Genomic DNA, 15,805 nt, shown 5'->3' with positions numbered 1-15,805 from the left:
GTCCTCCCGGGAAGTCCGGAAGGGCGGCACGCCGCGGTGGTGTTTCCGGGTGGCCGGGCCGGGTCAGCGGACCTGGCGGCCGCCCTGCCAGTCGAACGACCGGGCCGCGGCGGCCCTCGCCGCGCGGGCCTGGCCGTTCACCGGCAGGGTGCTGAAGGCGAACTTCTGGGTCGCGAACGCGGCCGCGTCGGCGAACTGGTCGAAGCCCGTCCAGTCGATGTTCTTCATGTTGTCGCACTTGGCGTGGTAGCACGGGTCGAAGGCCTGGCCCGCGACGCCGCCGTACCACGTGACCTGCTGCGCGGTCTTGAGGACCTCGGCGCCGCTGAACAGGCCGCCGGCCGGGATGCCGACCTCGATGAACGGGCCGTAGTCGGAACGGCCGTCGAAGGCGGTCGGCTCGGACTTCAGGCCGCGCTTCTTGAAGTAGTCGACGAAGGTCTTCTCGATGGCGCCCGAACCGGCGGGCGGGTTGGTGCCGGAGCCCATCGAGTCGTCACCGTCGTAGACGAAGCGCGCGAAGTTGGGCGAGCCGAGCATGTCGAAGTTCAGGTTGAGCGCGATCTTCGACTTCTGCGCCTTGGTCAGGGTCTCGACGTAGTGGCGGGCGCCGACCAGGCCGGACTCCTCGGCGGCCCACCAGGCGAAGCGGACCTTGTTCCTCAGGTTCTTCTTGCCCAGCTTGTTGATGTTCTGGGCCATGGTCAGGATGGCGGCCGAGCCGGTGCCGTTGTCGTTGATGCCCGGACCCTCGGCGACGCTGTCGAGGTGCGCGCCGACGACGACCACGTTATTGGGGTTGCCCCACTTGCTCTCGACGATCACGTTCTGGACCGGCTTGGGCGTGTTGGTCACGTCGGTCTTGACGCGCAGCTTGAGCGTCTTGGCGTCGGCCGGGGCGCGGAGCTCGGTACCGATCTTGTACGTGGTGCCGATGACCGGGACCGGAGCCGGCTTGTCCAGGCCGAAGACGGCGGGCGTGTCGACCGGCACGTCCGGGCCCTGGCGCTGGTAGATGACCACGGCGCTGGCGCCGGCGGCCACCGCGAGGTCGACCTTGTCGACGAACGCGCAGGTGCCGCGGCGGATCAGGGCGATGTCGCCCTTCTGCATGCCGGCGAAGTCGGACGCCTCGCAGCCGCTGTGGCCGGCCGGGCCCTGGTCGCCGCCGAGGTCGACGGGGAAGACGTTCGCGGTCACGTCACCCGCGCCGGAGTACTCCCAGGTGCCGTACTCGCTGTCGGCCTTGTAGGCGACCTTGCCCGGGGCGACCTGCTCGAAGGCGCCGGGACCGTTCTGCTTGAAGACCCAGAAAGGAACGCTCTGGGTCTTCGGCTTGAGGCCGGCCTTCTTGAGCTCGTTGACGACGTACTTCACCGAGATGTCGTACCCGGCCAGACCCGACTTGCGGTTGCCGCCGTTGTAGTCGGAGATCTTCTTGAGGTTGACCAGGTGCCGCTTCATGGCGTTGACCGTCACCAGCTTGGCCAGGTCGGGCTTCGGCTTCGGCTTGGCGGCAGCCTCGGCCGCCGGTGCGGTGACCAGGGACACGGCGAGGATGGCCGCCGCGCCTGTGGCGAACTTACGCAATATCCGCTCCTGTGGGGGGAATAGCGGGGGGTTACGGTGATCTTGTCATTTCGCCACAAGAATCACACGCGCCACAAGAGCGAACGATATGACAATTTTATCTCAATGCAGATAAAAGGTGAAATACGGACCGATGGTTAGATCGCGGTCACGGTTCGTGTTGCGGAAGATCGACCGGGAAGCCGGGAGGCGCGGCCTCAAGCCACGCGAGAAAGCCGGTCAGCGCGGAACCGCTCATCGCCAGTTCCACGGTCAGGTCACCGTCCCGCACCTCGATGACCGTCACGTCCGGGAGCAGGCCCGCGGCCTCCTCCCCCTCGGGCGTACGGCGCCCGGCTACGACAAGGCCCCGGCGGTGAATCACCTGCCGGGGCCTGCGCCGGAATCCGAAGACCCGGTGCCAGTTGAGCACATCGCCCTTGTAGCGGCCGATCCCGAGCCGCCAGACGCCATAGCCGCCGCCCTGCGCGAGCACGCGCAGGCTGCATTCCACGGCGCCGCCGCCGCGCACGAACAGCCATCGCCGCACCGTCATCGCGGCGAACAGCAGCGCCACCAGCAGAACGACGGCGGCGAGCACCCCGCCCACGTCCAGTGCCAGGTGCCCGCCCAAGTCCCCCGCCGTTCTCGGCTACGCCTCGTGGCCCGCCGCGCGCAGCCGCGCCCGGGCCCGCCGTTCCGCCGTAGTGTCCTCTTCCCCGCCCGCGAGGGCGGTCTCGAGGTCCTGACGGGCGGCGGCGACGTCGACCTCGGTGCCCAGCTCGGCGTGCTCGGCCAGGACCGACACCTCGTCGCCGGCGATCGAGAAGAAGCCGGTGCCGACCATGGCGCTGATCCACTCACCGCCGTCGGCGGGCTCGACCTTCACCACGCTGCCATCGAGCAGGACGCCCAGCACCGGGGCGTGACCCGGCATGATGCCGAGCTGGCCCTCGACGGTCTGAGCGACCACCATCTTGGCCTCGCCGGACCAGATCTCACGCTCCGGTGAGACCAGGCCGACCTTCAGGGTTGCCACGTGTCAATCCTCCGAATACTGGAGCGGATCATAGCGGGGGCGGCCCCGCGACCCCGCGCGGGGGCTCCGCCTGATCCGGTGGGCCGGGCCCGTACGAGCCGGGCCCGGCCCACCGGAGCGGACTACTTCTCCAGCTCCTTGGCCTTCTTCTCGACATCCTCGATGCCGCCGCACATGAAGAACGCCTGCTCCGGGATGTGGTCGTACTTGCCCTCGGCGATCGCCTTGAAGGAGGCGACGGTCTCGTCCTTGGGAACGGTCACACCGGGCTGGCCGGTGAACTGCTCGGCCACGTACATCGGGTGCGAGAGGAAACGCTCGATGCGCCGCGCCCGGTTGACGGTGACCTTGTCCTCTTCGGAGAGCTCGTCGATACCGAGGATCGCGATGATGTCCTGCAGTTCCTTGTACTTCTGCAGGATCCGCCGGACCTCCTGGGCGACCGAGTAGTGCTCGGTGCCGAGGATCTGCGGGTCCATGATCCGGGAGGTGGAGTCGAGCGGGTCCACCGCCGGGAAGATGCCCTTCTCGGAGATGGCACGCGAGAGCACCGTGGTCGCGTCGAGGTGCGCGAACGTGGTGTGCGGCGCCGGGTCGGTGATGTCGTCCGCGGGCACGTAGATCGCCTGCATCGAGGTGATCGAGTGACCCTTGGTCGAGGTGATGCGCTCCTGGAGCACGCCCATCTCGTCGGCCAGGGTGGGCTGGTAACCCACCGCGGAGGGCATGCGGCCCAGCAGGGTGGAGACCTCGGAACCGGCCTGGGTGAAACGGAAGATGTTGTCGATGAACAACATCACATCCTGGCCCTGGACGTCCCGGAAGTACTCCGCCATGGTCAGCGCGGACAGCGCGACCCGCAGGCGGGTGCCCGGGGGCTCGTCCATCTGGCCGAAGACCAGGGCGGTGTCCTTGAGGACGTCCGCCTCCTCCATCTCGACCCAGAGGTCGTTGCCCTCACGGGTCCGCTCGCCGACGCCGGCGAAGCAGGAGGTGCCACCGAAGTTACGGGCGACGCGCCGGATCATCTCCTGGATGAGGACGGTCTTGCCCACACCCGCGCCACCGAACAGACCGATCTTGCCGCCCTTGACGTACGGGGACAGCAGGTCGATGACCTTGATGCCGGTCTCCAGCATCTCGGTCCGCGACTCCAGCTGGTCGAACGCCGGCGCCTTGCGGTGGATGCCCCAGCGCTCGTTGATCTCCAGGGAGGCCGTGGGCACGTCCAGGGTCTCGCCGAGCGCGTTCCACACGTGGCCCTTGGTCACGTCGCCGACCGGCACCGAGATCGGGCCGCCGGTGTCGCTGACGGCCGCGCCGCGCACCAGACCGTCGGTCGGCTGCATGGAGATGGCCCGGACCATGTTGTCACCGAGGTCCTGGGCGACCTCGAATGTCAGGGTCTTGGTGTCGTCGCCGAGCGTGACCTCGGTCTTGAGCGCGTTGTAGATGCCCGGGATGGCGTCGGCGGGGAACTCCACGTCGACGACCGGGCCGATGATCCGGACGACGCGCCCGGTGGCGGTCGCCGTTTCTACCTGTGCAGTCATTACTTACTCCCCGCCAGAATCGGCGAGCGCGTCAGCGCCACCGACGATCTCGCTGATTTCCTGGGTGATCGCCGCCTGCCGCGCCTGGTTCATCTGGCGCGTGTAGACCCCGATCAGTTCGTTGGCATTGTCGGTCGCCGACTTCATCGCCCGGCGGCGCGAGGCGTGCTCGGACGCGGCCGACTGGAGCAGCATGTGGTAGATGCGGCTCTCGACATAGGCCGGCAACAGCTGGTCCAGCACGGTCTCGGCGGTCGGCTCGAACTCGTACGCCGGGGGGACCTGCTCGGTGGCGGTCTCCTCGATGTCGAGCGGGAGCAGGCGCCGGACCTGAACCTGCTGGGTCAGCATCGAGATGAACTCGGTGTAGACCACGTGGATCTCACCCACGCCGCCCTCGGCGTCGGTCTTGAGGAAGTCGGCCGCCAGCCGCTGCCCGATCCGCTCCGCGTCGCCGAACGCCGGACGGTCACTGAAGCCCGTCCAGTCGGCCTCGATGTCACGGTCGCGGAACCGGTACCAGGTCAGGGCCTTGTTGCCGACCAGGTACGGCAGGGGCTGCTTGCCCTGCTCGCGCAGTGCCTTGATCAGCGACTCCGCCTCGCGGATGACGTTGGCGTTGTAGCCGCCGCAGAACCCGCGGTCGCTCGTGACGATGAGCACGGCGGACCGCTTGTCCTCCGGCTGCTCCTTGAGCAGCGGGTGGTCGATGCTGACATGGTGGCTGACCAGGGCGGTGATCGCCTGCGTGATCTGGTCGGCGTACGGCTTGGAGGCCGCCACCGCGTTCTGGGCCTTGACGATGCGCGAGGTCGCGATCATCTCCTGAGCCCGGGTGATCTTCGCGGTCGACTTCACCGACCTGATCTGCTGCCGGAGCTGGCGAAGTTGTGCAGCCATCGCCGATCAGGCCTTCTTGGTGACGCGGGTGATCTTCTCCTGCTCGACGTCCTCGCCGTCGAGGGCCTCGATCGACTCGTCCTCGACCAGAAGGTCGCCCGCGCTGGTCTCGAAGCCCTTCTTGAACTCCGTGACGGCGTCCTTCAAGGTGGTCAGGCCGTCGTCGTCGAGCTGGCCCGACTCGCGGATCGAGGTGAGCAGACCACCGTGGTTGCGCTCGATGTAGTCGAGGAACTCGGCCTCGAAGCGGCGCACGTCCTCGACCGGCACGTCGTCGAGCTCGCCGGTCGTACCGGCCCACACCGACACGACCTGCTTCTCGACCGGGTAGGGCGAGCCCTGCGGCTGCTTGAGCAGCTCGACCAGGCGGGCACCGCGGTCCAGCTGGGCGCGGGAGGCGGCGTCCAGGTCGGACGCGAAGGCGGCGAAGGCCTCCAGGTCACGGTACTGGGACAGCGCCAGGCGCAGCGTACCGGCGACCTTCCGCATCGCCTTGACCTGCGCGGAGCCACCGACCCGGGAGACCGAGATACCGACGTTGATCGCCGGGCGGACGCCCTGGTTGAACAGGTCGGTCTCCAGGAAGCACTGACCGTCGGTGATGGAGATGACGTTGGTCGGGATGAACGCCGACACGTCGTTGCCCTTGGTCTCGATGATCGGCAGACCCGTCATCGAACCGGCGCCCAAGTCGTCCGAGAGCTTCGCGCAACGCTCCAGGAGCCGCGAGTGCAGGTAGAAGACGTCACCCGGGTAGGCCTCACGGCCCGGCGGGCGGCGCAGCAGCAGCGACACGGCGCGGTAGGCGTCGGCCTGCTTCGACAGGTCGTCGAAGACGATCAGGACGTGCTTGCCCTGGTACATCCAGTGCTGGCCGATCGCCGACCCGGTGTAGGCAGCGATGTACTTGTAGCCCGCGGGCTCGGAGGCGGGCGCCGCCACGATCGTGGTGTACTCCAGCGCACCGGCCTCTTCGAGGGTGCGGCGCACGTTGGCGATCGTGGAGCCCTTCTGGCCGATCGCGACGTAGATGCAGCGGACCTGCTTGCTCTCGTCGCCGGAGAGCCAGGCTTCCTTCTGGTTGATGATGGTGTCGACGCAGACCGTGGTCTTGCCGGTCTGCCGGTCACCAATGATCAGCTGCCGCTGGCCCCGGCCGATCGGCGTCATCGAGTCGATGGCCTTGATGCCGGTCTGCAGCGGCTCCTTGACCGACTGGCGCTGCACGACGGAGGGAGCCTGCAGCTCCAGCGCGCGCCGCTCGGTCGACTCGACCGCGCCCTTGCCGTCGATCGGGTTGCCCAGCGCGTCCACGACGCGACCGAGGAAGCCGTCGCCGACCGGGGTCGACAGGACCTCACCGGTGCGGCGGACCTTCTGGCCCTCCTCGATCTTGCTGAAGTCACCCAGGACAACGGCACCGATCTCACGGGCGTCCAGGTTCAGAGCCAGGCCACGGGTGCCGTCCTCGAATTCGAGGAGCTCGTTGGCCATCGCCGAGGGCAGGCCCTCCACGTGGGCGATACCGTCGCCGGAATCGACAACGGTGCCGACCTCTTCGCGCGCGGCGGCCTCAGGCTCGTACGACTGGACGAAGCGCTCCAGCGCGGTCCGGATCTCATCCGGACGGATCGTCAGCTCCGCCATGATTCCTCTCTTGCTCCCTTAGGGGTCAGCTCAGCTGCTCAGCTAGCGAGCCGCCGGCGGACATCATCCAGCCGTCCGGCGATCGTGCCGTCGATGATCTCGTCCCCGATCTGGATCGACAGGCCGCCGATCGCCGCGGGATCGATTTGGATGTTCACGTGTACTTCGTGGCCGTACGCGGTGGCCAGGACCGCCGCGAGCCTCGTCCGCTGCGCCTCCGACAGCTCCACCGGCGTGCGCACCAGCGCCACCAGGCGCTCCCGGCGCTGGGCGACGATCTTGCCGTACTCGGCGAGCCCGCCTTCCAGGCTACGTCCTCGCGGGCGCAGCACCAGCTCGGAGATCAGCGTCAGCGCGGACGGGGTGACCTTGCCCTCCAGGAGCGTGGTCACCAGCCCCTCCTTGCGGTCGTCCGGCAGTCCGGGGCCGGAGAGCGCGCCGCGCAGCCGCGGCTCGCCCTCGACGACGCGGGAGAACCGGAACAGCTCGTCCTCCAGGTCGTCCAGGCGCCCGTCGGCCTCGGCCCGGGCGGACTCGGCGTGCACCGCCAGGGTCTCGATCGCGTCGGACAGCTCCGACGGCTTCGACCACCGCAGCCGCACGACATCGGCGACCAGCCCGAGAGCGGCCGGCGAGACCTTGCCCTCAAGCAGCCTCTGCACGAGGGCCGCCTTGTCGGCGCCGTCCCGCGCCGGGTCGGAGACCGCCCGCCGCAGCCCGTGCTCGCGGTCGATCAGGTTCAGCACCGCGAACAGGTCGCCGCCGAGGACGGACAGGTCGGCGGAGGAGATGACCGTCTCCAGCCGCTCCCTGGCCTCCGCCAGCGACGCCCTGCTCACCGCTCCCGTGATGGTCATGAGGTGATCTGCTCCTGCGTACGAGCCCGGCCCTCAAGCTCTTCGAGGAACCGGTCGACCACGCGGCTCTGCCGGGCGGAGTCCTCCAGGGACTCGCCGACGACGCGGCCGGCCAGCTCGACCGACAGCGTGCCGACCTCGGTCCGGAGCTGCTGCAACGCCTGCTGCCGCTCGGCCTCGATCTGCGACTGCGCCGCCTCGACGATGCGCCGCGCCTCGGCCTGCGCCTGCTCGCGCATCTCCGCGACGATCTGCGCGCCCTGCTCGCGGGCCTCCTCGCGCAGCCGGGACGCCTCGTGCCGCGCCTCGGCCAGCTTGGCCCTGTAGTCGTCAAGCGTCGCCTGAGCGTCCGCCTGCGCCTCCTCGGCGCGCTTGAGCCCGCCCTCGATCGCGTTGGTGCGCTCTTCGAGGGTCTGCCGGATCTGCGGGACGAGCTTCCAGCCGACCAGGATCAGCACGATCGCGAACGAGATCGAGCCGAAGATCAACTCGTAGTTGTGCGGGATCAGCGGGTTGTTCTTGGCGGCCGCGAGGATGGTCTCGTTCGAAGCCAGGAACGTCATGAGGATTCCGCCTTCCTATCTGTTCTAGGGAAGGTCAGGGTTACGGGTGCACGAAGGGCACGACGAAACCGATGAGGGCCAGCGCCTCGGTGAGCGCGAAGCCCAGGAGCATGTTCTGGCGGATCGTGTTGTACATCTCGGGCTGGCGGGCGATGGCCTGCACGCCCTGGCCGAAGATGATGCCCACGCCGATGCCCGGGCCGATGGCGGCCAGACCGTACGCGACGGACCCGAGGCTGCCGGAGACGAACTTCTCGTCGGCGAGAACGGTGACGGCTTCAGCGAGCATGAGCTCTATTCCTTTTCACTCGGACCGGTGGGTGCTGCCCCACCGGAGCTTGCGGTTGCGGGTGTAGGTCAGTGGTCAGGGTGCAGGGCGCCGCCGATGTAGGAGGCGGCCAGCAGGGTGAAGATGAACGCCTGCAGCGCCTGCACGAAGATCTCAAAGGCCGTCATGACGATGGTCATGAGGAAGCCGACAAGGCCGACACCCGCCCCCAGGACGGTGAGCTTCTCGGCGAGGAACCAGTAGGCGACGCTGGCGAAGAAGGCGATGAGCAGGTGGCCCGCGAACATGTTCGCGAAGAGCCGGACCGCGTGGGTGAAGGGCCGCAGGATGATGTTCGACAGCAGCTCGATCGGCGACAGGATCAGGTAGAGCGGCTTGGGCAGCCCCGGCGGGAACATCATGTTCTTGAAGTAGCCCACGAACCCCTGGTGCTTGATGCTCAGGAAGATCATGGCCACGTAGACCACGAGCGCGAGCACGATCGGGAACGCGATGTGCGAGTTGACCGGGAACTGCAGAACCGGAATGACGCCCATCCAGTTCATCACCAGGATGAACAGGAACGTGGAGAACAGGAAGGGCATCCACGCGTCGCCCTCCTTGCCGATTGTCGGCCGGGCTACCTGGTCGCGCACGAACAGGTAGGTGACCTCACCGACGTTCTGGACACCCCGCGGCACGAGCTTGGGATTGCGGAACGCCGCCCAGGAGAAGGCGATGACGATGATCGCGGAGAGCGCGACGATCAGCGTGGCCTTGGTCAGCCAGAAGGGTGCACCGGACCAGAGAGGGGGCCAGTCGAAAATGTCGATACCGGGGGCCTCGAACTCAGCTCCGCCTCCGGAGGCGAGGAGGTGCGCGCTCACGCGGCAGTCCCTTCGTCAGTGACCAACGGTTCAGTCAGTGCTTGCTTGTGCGTGCCCGAGGGGCACGCGTTCAGTCCAAAGACGGTGTTGGCCTTCTCCGCCGGCGGCGCCGTCAGCGTCCGTAGCGGTGGTAGACCAGGTAGAGCGCGAGACCGAGGCCCACCAAGATTCCGATGGGGAACAGCGCCGAGAGACCCAGCCAGCGATCCAGGAGCCAGCCAAGGCCGCCGTAGATGGCCATCCCGCTCAGGATGTAGCTCGGGATGGACCAGGCGGCGTTGGCGAAGCTGCGGTGGTCCGAATCGTCGGACCCCGGATCGGGCCGATGCCCCTCCTCGCTCATCGCAGGACGGACCATAGCAGGCCACCCCCCTGGTGGTCATATTGGCGTAGTCCATTAGCGCCATCGCCACCCGCGCGGTCATCACGGGCTCCGGTCCGCCACGCTGCCGGGGGCCGGGGTGTCGAGGTCGATGGCCTTGATCTTCATGGAGGCGCGCATCTCGGCGCCGATCCACACGAGCGTGAGAGCGATGACCGACCAGGCGAAGGCCTGGGGGTTCCACGCGGTCGCGTCCTTGAAGACCGCGACGAGCGCGAACATCACGAAGATCTTGGTGATGTAGCTGAAGACGGCGGCGGCGAACATCATCTGCGGGGAGATCTTGGACGCGTAGCTGACGGCCACCACACTGATGCTGAAGAATGCGATCACCACGACGGTGGCGATTGCGGCACCCAGCGCCCCCTTGGCTCCGCCGAGCAGGAGGCCGGCCACGATGGCGGCGGCTCCCCCGAGGACGGACGGGATCGCGGCGCCGCGGAGAATCCGGGCGTCGGAAGGCTGCATGTGGGCTCCGGCTGGTCACTTTCAGTGTTCGTCTCTTGTTCGTGAAAGGTATCACAAGCGTCCAGAACGTCCGCAATTACCCTAGAGGTAACGCATCGACGTTCACACGGTTGTAACGCACCCCACACGGACTGTAGCCCAGGTCGTTACACGCTTCTGCGGAAACCCCTGGTCAGCGGCGAGGTGTCCGTTCTCGTCCCGGCTAGACGGGTTGGCGGGGGCGGGGGGCCGGGGCCGGGCCGCTGGCGTGGCGGGGGTTGCGGCGGCGCATCCGGGGCATGCCGACCATGACCGCGACTCCCGCGATCGCGACCACGATGGTGACCGACGACACGAGCACCACCGAGTTGGTCGTGGAGAGGCCCACCAGGCACGACGCGATCAGTGCCACCCAGAAGTACATGATCAGGACGGCGCGCCGGTGGGAGTGGCCGAGCTCCAGCAGCCGGTGGTGGAGGTGCTGTTTGTCGGGGGCGAACGGGGAGCGTCCCTGGTTCGTCCGGCGCCAGACGGCGAGCAGCATGTCGATGAACGGCACGGCCGCGACCGCGGGCACCAGCAGGATGGGCACCCAGAACGGCATCTGGGCGTAGGCGCCGATGACGGCGGGGTCGAACGTTCCGGTCAGCATGATCGTCGAGGCGCTCAGCAGCAGGCCGATCAGCATCGAGCCGGTGTCGCCCATGAAGATCCGCGCCGGGTTGAAGTTGTGCGGCAGGAAGCCCGCGCAGATGCCGGCCAGCACCGCCGCGGTCAGCGTCGACCCGGTCAGCGTGGTCAGCCCGTTGGCGAACGAGAGCAGGTAGGCGTAGGAGAACAGCGCCAGCGCGGCGATCCCCACCACGCCCGCCGCGAGCCCGTCCAGGCCGTCGATGAAGTTGACCGCGTTGATCGTGGCGACAACGACGAAGACGGTGAGCGGCACGCCGTAGGCCGGGGGCAGCGACATCGCCTCGCCGGACGGCAGGGGCAGCTGGTAGAGCTGGATGCCCTGCATGACGAAGATGCCGGCCGCCGCGACCTGACCCGCGAACTTGGTCAGCGCGTCCACGCCCCAGCGGTCGTCGGCGATGCCGACCAGCACGATCAGCCCGCCCGACAGCAGCAGGGCCTTGCCGGTGCCGATGTCGGCGTTGGCGAGGACCTTGCCCATGACCGGCAGCCCGTGGGCGAGCACGAGCGCCGCCGCGAGCCCCCCGAACATCGCCAGCCCGCCCAGCCGGGGCGTCGGGATGACGTGGACGTCACGGTCGCGGGGCGCGGCCTGCGCGCCGAACCACACCGCGAAGCTGCGGACGGCGGGGGTCAGCAGATAGGTGACGAGGGCGGCGACGAGGATGGTGAGCAGGTACTCGCGCACGCCCCGTGCCTCCCCTCACCGTCGCCGCCACTGAATCAGAAGCCCGCCGGGGATGATTCGTTCATCCTGACGGCGTTCCGACCAACTCTAATCTCCCAATCCGGTCACCGCTGCGTGTTCCCGTGCCCGAAACGAGTGCGGCGACACCGATGATCACCATGGCCAGCCCCGCCAGACACCCGTCACCCAGCGAGAACGCCCAGAATCCGCGGGCCGCGACGTCGTCGGCGACATCCGCCGCGATCAGCGCCGTGCCCACCGCGATCAGCATCTCCGCCGCGTACGGGCGCCGCGCCGGACGGCGGGCCAGCAGGACGACCGCGCCGAGCGCCAGGGCGAGCGCGGCGGTGCCCGCCCACGAACCCTGCCAGTGCGGGCGGGCATAGCGCGGCGGCGGCACCTCGATCGCGCCCTTGGGCAGGCTGACCCGGACCGTCATGGTCTCGCGCGACCGCAGCCCGCTCTGCGTGAAGTCGACCGCGTACGGGCCGTCGCGGTCGCGCAGGCACCGGGTGGAGGCGGCGGCCGTCCCGGCCCGGCACGTGACGTGCCTGAGCGGTACCGACGCCTCCACCCGTACCGCCGCCTCGCCGATCGGCACGTCCCAGTCGCCGCCGAGCGCGTCCCACTCCAGCTCGTCATGATCGTCGTACGGGGTGAACGCCCAGGCCACGTCGTACTCGATCACGTACGCCTGCCGGCCGTGCACCCGGCGCCGGTCGTCGCCGACGTCGATGCGCACGTCGTGCAGCAGCTTGGCGGTCTCGGCCCGGGCGGGCGCGCCGGTGGAGGAGCTGGCGCGCACGTCGCGGATGTCGTACAGCCGGTTCTCCCTGCGGTACGAGACGCGCCGCACGATCCCGTGCTCACCGCCCTGGTCGAAGTCGTAAGTGATCGTCTCCCGGACGTGCAGGAGCCCGTCGGAACGGATCGTGAGCACCACGTCGTACGTCGGGATGCTCTCGGCCACCGGCGGCGGGTCCGCACGCGCGGGCGAGGCGAGCACGGGCAGCGCGAACACGGTGGTCACCAGCAGCATCCCCGCAGTGATCACCGGGCCCCGGAACCAGCCACGCACCTCAGGCATGTCCCCACCGTCGCCGCGCGCTCTACGTAATGAAATGATTACCCTACGGAGTAGAACGGCACTCTGCGTCTAAGCTACGCGCCGTGTCCACTGTCGGGCGCGGACTCCTCGGGGGAATCGTCGGGGCCGCGCTGATCACTGGTTGTACCTGGGAGCCCGCGCTCTGGGAGTCGTCCGACCGCCTCGAAGCCGACGCCGTCCACATCCTGCGGGACGGCGCCGAACGGCTCGGCGGCCAGGGCGCCCGGTCCCGCACGGTCACCGACCGCACGGCGCCGTGCGCGAGCGGCCGGTCGCTGCGCACGCTGCGCGCCGAACTCCCCCTCCGCCCCGGCCCGTCGCCCGTCGTGCTCGTCGACCAGGCCACCGGAGTCATGGTCGGCGTGATCAGCGACCGTGACTACCGGCTGGCCGAACCGCCCCGCGGCAAGGGCAGGCATCGCTCGTTCACCATGACCCGCGCCCGGCCCGCCGTCACGTTCAAGGTCCGGCTGGAGGGAGGCGCGCAGCCCAGGATGACCTTGGACGGCGTGACCCCCTGTCTGCCTGACTGAGACCTGAAAGAGGGCTGAAAGACCGGTAATGGCCCCATAAGGTCGTTCCCGTGAGCAGCGACGGGGGGGTCCAGCGGTGGCCGAGCATCGCCGACTTCGCCGTGCCCGCGATCGCCGCCGCCTTCCAGCTCGGCCTCACCTACCTGATCGCGCTTGAGGAGCCGCTCGACAAGTGGCAGTGGATGGTGTTCGACATCGCCGTCGCCTGCTCGTGCGTCGCGCTGATCTGGCGGCGTGCGGCGCCCGTCCAGGTGCTGGCGGCGGTGCTGCTGATCGGCGGCATCGGCCAGCTGCTGCTCGACACCGACGACACGGTGGTCGACGGGGTGACCGACGCGATCGCCCTCTACTCGCTGGCCGTGCACCGGGGCCCCCGGGCCGCGATGATCGGCGGCGTCGCCGCCTGCGCCGTCGTCAGCCTGTTGTCGGTGCCCTATTCGACCGGCGGGACGGGCCTGTGGTCGGACGTGCTCGCGAACGTGATCTTGTATGTGACGATCACCGCGCTGGGGCAGATCCGGCGCCAGCGCAAGGCACGGCGGCTGGAGCTGACGGCCCGGCTGGCCGAGGCCGAGCAGGAACGCCGGGCGGCGGCGGAGGCCGAACGGGAGCGGCTCGCCCGCGACCTGCACGACGTCGCCGGGCACCATCTCAGCGCCGTGGTGGTCCACAGCGGCGCCGCCGCGCGCATCGACGACCCGGAGCTGACCACCGGGGCGCTGACGGTCGCCGCGGAGACCGGGCGCGACGTCCTCACGTCGCTGAGCAGGCTCGTGGACGTCGTGGGCCCGCGGGCCGGAGACGGCGAGCTGAAGTCGCTGCTCCCGCCGCTGTGCCACGGCCTCACCCGGCTGGGCATCCCGGTCTCGCTGACGGTCGAGGGCCGGCCGCGGAAGCTGTCTCCCGAGGTCACCACCGCCGCGTACCGCATCGTCCAGGAGTCCCTGACCAACGCGATGCGGTACGCGTCGGGCGCGCCGGTACGGGTCGAGGCCCGCTACACCTCGACGGCCCTGGAGGTGACGGTCTCCAACGATCCTCCCGGCGACGACGGCGCCGTGCCCGTCCTCGGCACCAACCGCGGGATCGCCGGCATGCGGGAACGGGCGGAGGGGCTCGGCGGCACCCTCGACGCGGGCCCTACCCCGGCGGGCGGCTGGGCCGTCGCGGCGGTGCTTCCCACCAACCCGGCAGGGCAGCGGCAAGGCTTGGACTGGCCTGAGGTCCTCGACGCCGCCGCCATCGCGTTCTGCGTGGCGACGCCGGCCGTCATGGCGTTCGCGCTCAAGGAAGAGTCGATCGTGGAAGGCTGGTCGACCGGCGCGATGATGCTCCTCACGGTGGCGTTGTTCGGCCGCGCGCTCCCGCTGTGGTGGCGCCGGCGCAAACCGTACGGCACGCTCATCGCCCTGGCCGTGGTCGACTCGATCTGGGCGGTGGCCGGCGCACGGCTGTCCGAGCCGCTCCTGGGCGTGCTCGCGGTCGGGTTCCCGGCGGAGCTGATCGCGGTCTACTCCGTGGCCTGCTACGCCCGCAAGGGCAGACCGACCTGGCCCGCCGTGCTCGTCGCGCCCATCCCGTGGGCGATGGCGATCGGGGTCGCGCTGGCGCTGGATCCGGAGCCGAACGAGCCCGGCGCGGCCGTCTTCGCGCTCGTCTTCGGGCTGGTCGCGGGCGGCATGTTCTCGGCGCTGGCGTTCCTGCCGTTCTGGGCGTGGGGCAAGGCCGTCGCCGCCCGCAGCAGGAACTGGGAGATCAACGCCCTGGAGACCATGGCCGCCCGTACGGGCGAGGCCGTCCTCGCGGAACGGCACCGCATCGCGATGGGACTCCGCGGGACGGTCTTCGACCACACCTCCCGGCTCGTCCGCGCGGCCGAGGCGGGGCTCGGCGGCACCGCCTCCGACGCCCGGGCGGCCCTGGACGTCGTCACCGAACAGGCACGGGCCGCGCTGGTCGACATGCGCGAGCTGCTGGACGCGATGGAGGAGCAGACATGACCATCCGGGTGCTGGTGGTGGACGACCAGCATGTCGTCCGCGCGGGCTTCACCGCGATCATCGACGGCGAGCCGGACCTGGAGGTGGTCGGGCAGGCCGGGGACGGCGCGGAGGCCCTGCGCGCCGTCCGGGAGTCGCGGCCCGACGTCGTGCTCATGGACATCCGCATGCCCGGCATGGACGGCCTGACCGCGACCCGGGAGCTCACCGGCGGCGCGGGAACGGCGGCCCGCATCCTGGTGCTCACCACGTTCCATCGGGACGAGTACGTCTTCGGTGCGCTCCGCGCGGGCGCGTCCGGCTTCCTGCTCAAGGACTGCGATCCGCAGGAGCTCGTCGACGCCATCCGGACCGTCGCGGAGGGCGAGGCCATGCTCGCCCCCGCCGTCACCCGCCGCCTGATCGACGCGTTCGTCAGCGGGACGGTCTCCCCGCCCTCTCCGGGCGACGACCGGCTGCAGCTCCTCACCCTGCGCGAACGCGACGTTCTCGTGCACGTGGCGCAGGGCCTGAGCAACCCCGAGGTCGGCGCCGCGCTCGGCATCGGCACCGCCACGGTGAAGACGCACGTGAACGCGATCCTCACCAAGCTGGATCTCCGCGACCGTGTCCAGGCAACGATCTTCGCCTATGACGCGGGCCTCGTCCGTCCCGGCCAGACCCGTTCCTAA

At 69.4% G+C, this 15,805-nt stretch carries 17 protein-coding genes; 3 read left to right on the top strand and 14 right to left on the bottom strand.

What is annotated here, in order from left to right; genetic code table 11:
* Window positions 1-63: 63 nt before the first annotated feature.
* The 14 genes from ABD333_RS16355 to ABD333_RS16290 all read right to left on the bottom strand — a co-directional run bounded on the left by ABD333_RS16355 (window position 64) and on the right by ABD333_RS16290 (window position 12,580).
* Window positions 64-1,590 (bottom strand): M28 family peptidase, encoded by a 1,527-nt coding sequence (locus ABD333_RS16355; protein ID WP_344541770.1) that lies wholly within the window; start codon window positions 1,588-1,590, stop codon window positions 64-66.
* A gap of 148 nt (window positions 1,591-1,738) precedes the next feature.
* Window positions 1,739-2,203: a DUF2550 domain-containing protein gene (locus tag ABD333_RS16350; protein WP_344541769.1), complete on the bottom strand. Its 465-nt coding sequence runs from the start codon at window positions 2,201-2,203 to the stop codon at window positions 1,739-1,741.
* A gap of 18 nt (window positions 2,204-2,221) precedes the next feature.
* Window positions 2,222-2,608, bottom strand: a complete 387-nt coding sequence (locus tag ABD333_RS16345) for a F0F1 ATP synthase subunit epsilon (protein WP_344541768.1) — start codon at window positions 2,606-2,608, stop codon at window positions 2,222-2,224.
* 122 nt (window positions 2,609-2,730) lie between these two features.
* Window positions 2,731-4,161 (bottom strand): F0F1 ATP synthase subunit beta, encoded by a 1,431-nt coding sequence (gene atpD, locus ABD333_RS16340; RefSeq protein WP_344541767.1) that lies wholly within the window; start codon window positions 4,159-4,161, stop codon window positions 2,731-2,733.
* A 3-nt stretch (window positions 4,162-4,164) separates the two neighbouring features.
* On the bottom strand, window positions 4,165-5,061 hold the full coding sequence (locus ABD333_RS16335) for a F0F1 ATP synthase subunit gamma (protein WP_344541766.1): 897 nt from the start codon (window positions 5,059-5,061) through the stop codon (window positions 4,165-4,167).
* A gap of 6 nt (window positions 5,062-5,067) precedes the next feature.
* Window positions 5,068-6,708: a F0F1 ATP synthase subunit alpha gene (gene atpA / locus ABD333_RS16330; protein WP_344541765.1), complete on the bottom strand. Its 1,641-nt coding sequence runs from the start codon at window positions 6,706-6,708 to the stop codon at window positions 5,068-5,070.
* 38 nt (window positions 6,709-6,746) lie between these two features.
* Entirely contained in the window at window positions 6,747-7,565 is an 819-nt protein-coding gene (locus tag ABD333_RS16325; RefSeq protein WP_344541764.1) for a F0F1 ATP synthase subunit delta, read from the bottom strand.
* Window positions 7,562-8,128 carry a F0F1 ATP synthase subunit B gene (locus ABD333_RS16320; RefSeq protein ID WP_344541763.1) on the bottom strand — a complete coding sequence of 189 codons (567 nt, stop codon included), beginning with the start codon at window positions 8,126-8,128 and terminating at the stop codon, window positions 7,562-7,564. The genes ABD333_RS16325 and ABD333_RS16320 overlap by 4 nt, the downstream gene beginning before the upstream one ends.
* A 40-nt stretch (window positions 8,129-8,168) precedes the next feature.
* The gene (gene atpE, locus ABD333_RS16315) at window positions 8,169-8,417 is read right to left on the bottom strand and encodes an ATP synthase F0 subunit C (protein ID WP_344541762.1); all 249 of its coding nucleotides are present in this window, start codon (window positions 8,415-8,417) and stop codon (window positions 8,169-8,171) included.
* Window positions 8,418-8,485: 68 nt separating this feature from the next.
* The gene (gene atpB, locus ABD333_RS16310) at window positions 8,486-9,283 is read right to left on the bottom strand and encodes a F0F1 ATP synthase subunit A (protein ID WP_344541760.1); all 798 of its coding nucleotides are present in this window, start codon (window positions 9,281-9,283) and stop codon (window positions 8,486-8,488) included.
* A gap of 112 nt (window positions 9,284-9,395) precedes the next feature.
* The gene (locus ABD333_RS16305; protein WP_344541759.1) at window positions 9,396-9,626 is read right to left on the bottom strand and encodes an AtpZ/AtpI family protein; all 231 of its coding nucleotides are present in this window, start codon (window positions 9,624-9,626) and stop codon (window positions 9,396-9,398) included.
* 81 nt (window positions 9,627-9,707) lie between these two features.
* Window positions 9,708-10,133 carry a Cg1360 family ATP-synthase-associated protein gene (locus ABD333_RS16300; RefSeq protein ID WP_344541758.1) on the bottom strand — a complete coding sequence of 142 codons (426 nt, stop codon included), beginning with the start codon at window positions 10,131-10,133 and terminating at the stop codon, window positions 9,708-9,710.
* A 202-nt stretch (window positions 10,134-10,335) separates the two neighbouring features.
* Window positions 10,336-11,493: a glycosyltransferase family 4 protein gene (locus tag ABD333_RS16295; RefSeq protein ID WP_344541757.1), complete on the bottom strand. Its 1,158-nt coding sequence runs from the start codon at window positions 11,491-11,493 to the stop codon at window positions 10,336-10,338.
* A gap of 61 nt (window positions 11,494-11,554) precedes the next feature.
* Window positions 11,555-12,580 (bottom strand): DUF2207 domain-containing protein, encoded by a 1,026-nt coding sequence (locus ABD333_RS16290; protein ID WP_344541756.1) that lies wholly within the window; start codon window positions 12,578-12,580, stop codon window positions 11,555-11,557.
* Window positions 12,581-12,663: 83 nt separating this feature from the next.
* Between ABD333_RS16290 and ABD333_RS16285 the strand changes: the two genes are divergently transcribed.
* The 3 genes from ABD333_RS16285 to ABD333_RS16275 are packed head-to-tail and all read left to right on the top strand — an operon-like array spanning window position 12,664 to window position 15,805.
* Complete coding sequence (locus tag ABD333_RS16285) at window positions 12,664-13,134, top strand: hypothetical protein (RefSeq protein ID WP_344541755.1); 471 nt, start codon at window positions 12,664-12,666, stop codon at window positions 13,132-13,134.
* Between the two features lie 50 nt (window positions 13,135-13,184).
* A complete protein-coding gene (locus ABD333_RS16280; RefSeq protein ID WP_344541754.1) occupies window positions 13,185-15,134 on the top strand; it encodes a sensor histidine kinase in 1,950 nt (649 codons plus the stop codon).
* Complete coding sequence (locus ABD333_RS16275; RefSeq protein WP_344541752.1) at window positions 15,131-15,805, top strand: response regulator; 675 nt, start codon at window positions 15,131-15,133, stop codon at window positions 15,803-15,805. The genes ABD333_RS16280 and ABD333_RS16275 overlap by 4 nt, the downstream gene beginning before the upstream one ends.

This window comes from Actinomadura fulvescens, assembly GCF_039533225.1.
Taxonomy (GTDB): Bacteria; Actinomycetota; Actinomycetes; order Streptosporangiales; family Streptosporangiaceae; genus Spirillospora; species Spirillospora fulvescens.
Note: the sequence above shows the minus strand (reverse complement) of the source record. Positions and strands in the feature narration are given on the sequence as shown.

Coding starts and splice junctions, on each gene's coding strand:
- atpD (WP_344541767.1), bottom strand. CDS start 4,161: ATGACTGCACAGGTAGAAACGGCGACCGCCACCGGGCGCGTCGTCCGG.
- ABD333_RS16335 (WP_344541766.1), bottom strand. CDS start 5,061: ATGGCTGCACAACTTCGCCAGCTCCGGCAGCAGATCAGGTCGGTGAAG.
- atpA (WP_344541765.1), bottom strand. CDS start 6,708: ATGGCGGAGCTGACGATCCGTCCGGATGAGATCCGGACCGCGCTGGAG.
- ABD333_RS16325 (WP_344541764.1), bottom strand. CDS start 7,565: ATGACCATCACGGGAGCGGTGAGCAGGGCGTCGCTGGCGGAGGCCAGG.
- ABD333_RS16320 (WP_344541763.1), bottom strand. CDS start 8,128: ATGACGTTCCTGGCTTCGAACGAGACCATCCTCGCGGCCGCCAAGAAC.
- atpE (WP_344541762.1), bottom strand. CDS start 8,417: ATGCTCGCTGAAGCCGTCACCGTTCTCGCCGACGAGAAGTTCGTCTCC.
- ABD333_RS16305 (WP_344541759.1), bottom strand. CDS start 9,626: ATGAGCGAGGAGGGGCATCGGCCCGATCCGGGGTCCGACGATTCGGAC.
- ABD333_RS16300 (WP_344541758.1), bottom strand. CDS start 10,133: ATGCAGCCTTCCGACGCCCGGATTCTCCGCGGCGCCGCGATCCCGTCC.
- ABD333_RS16290 (WP_344541756.1), bottom strand. CDS start 12,580: ATGCCTGAGGTGCGTGGCTGGTTCCGGGGCCCGGTGATCACTGCGGGG.
- ABD333_RS16275 (WP_344541752.1), top strand. CDS start 15,131: ATGACCATCCGGGTGCTGGTGGTGGACGACCAGCATGTCGTCCGCGCG.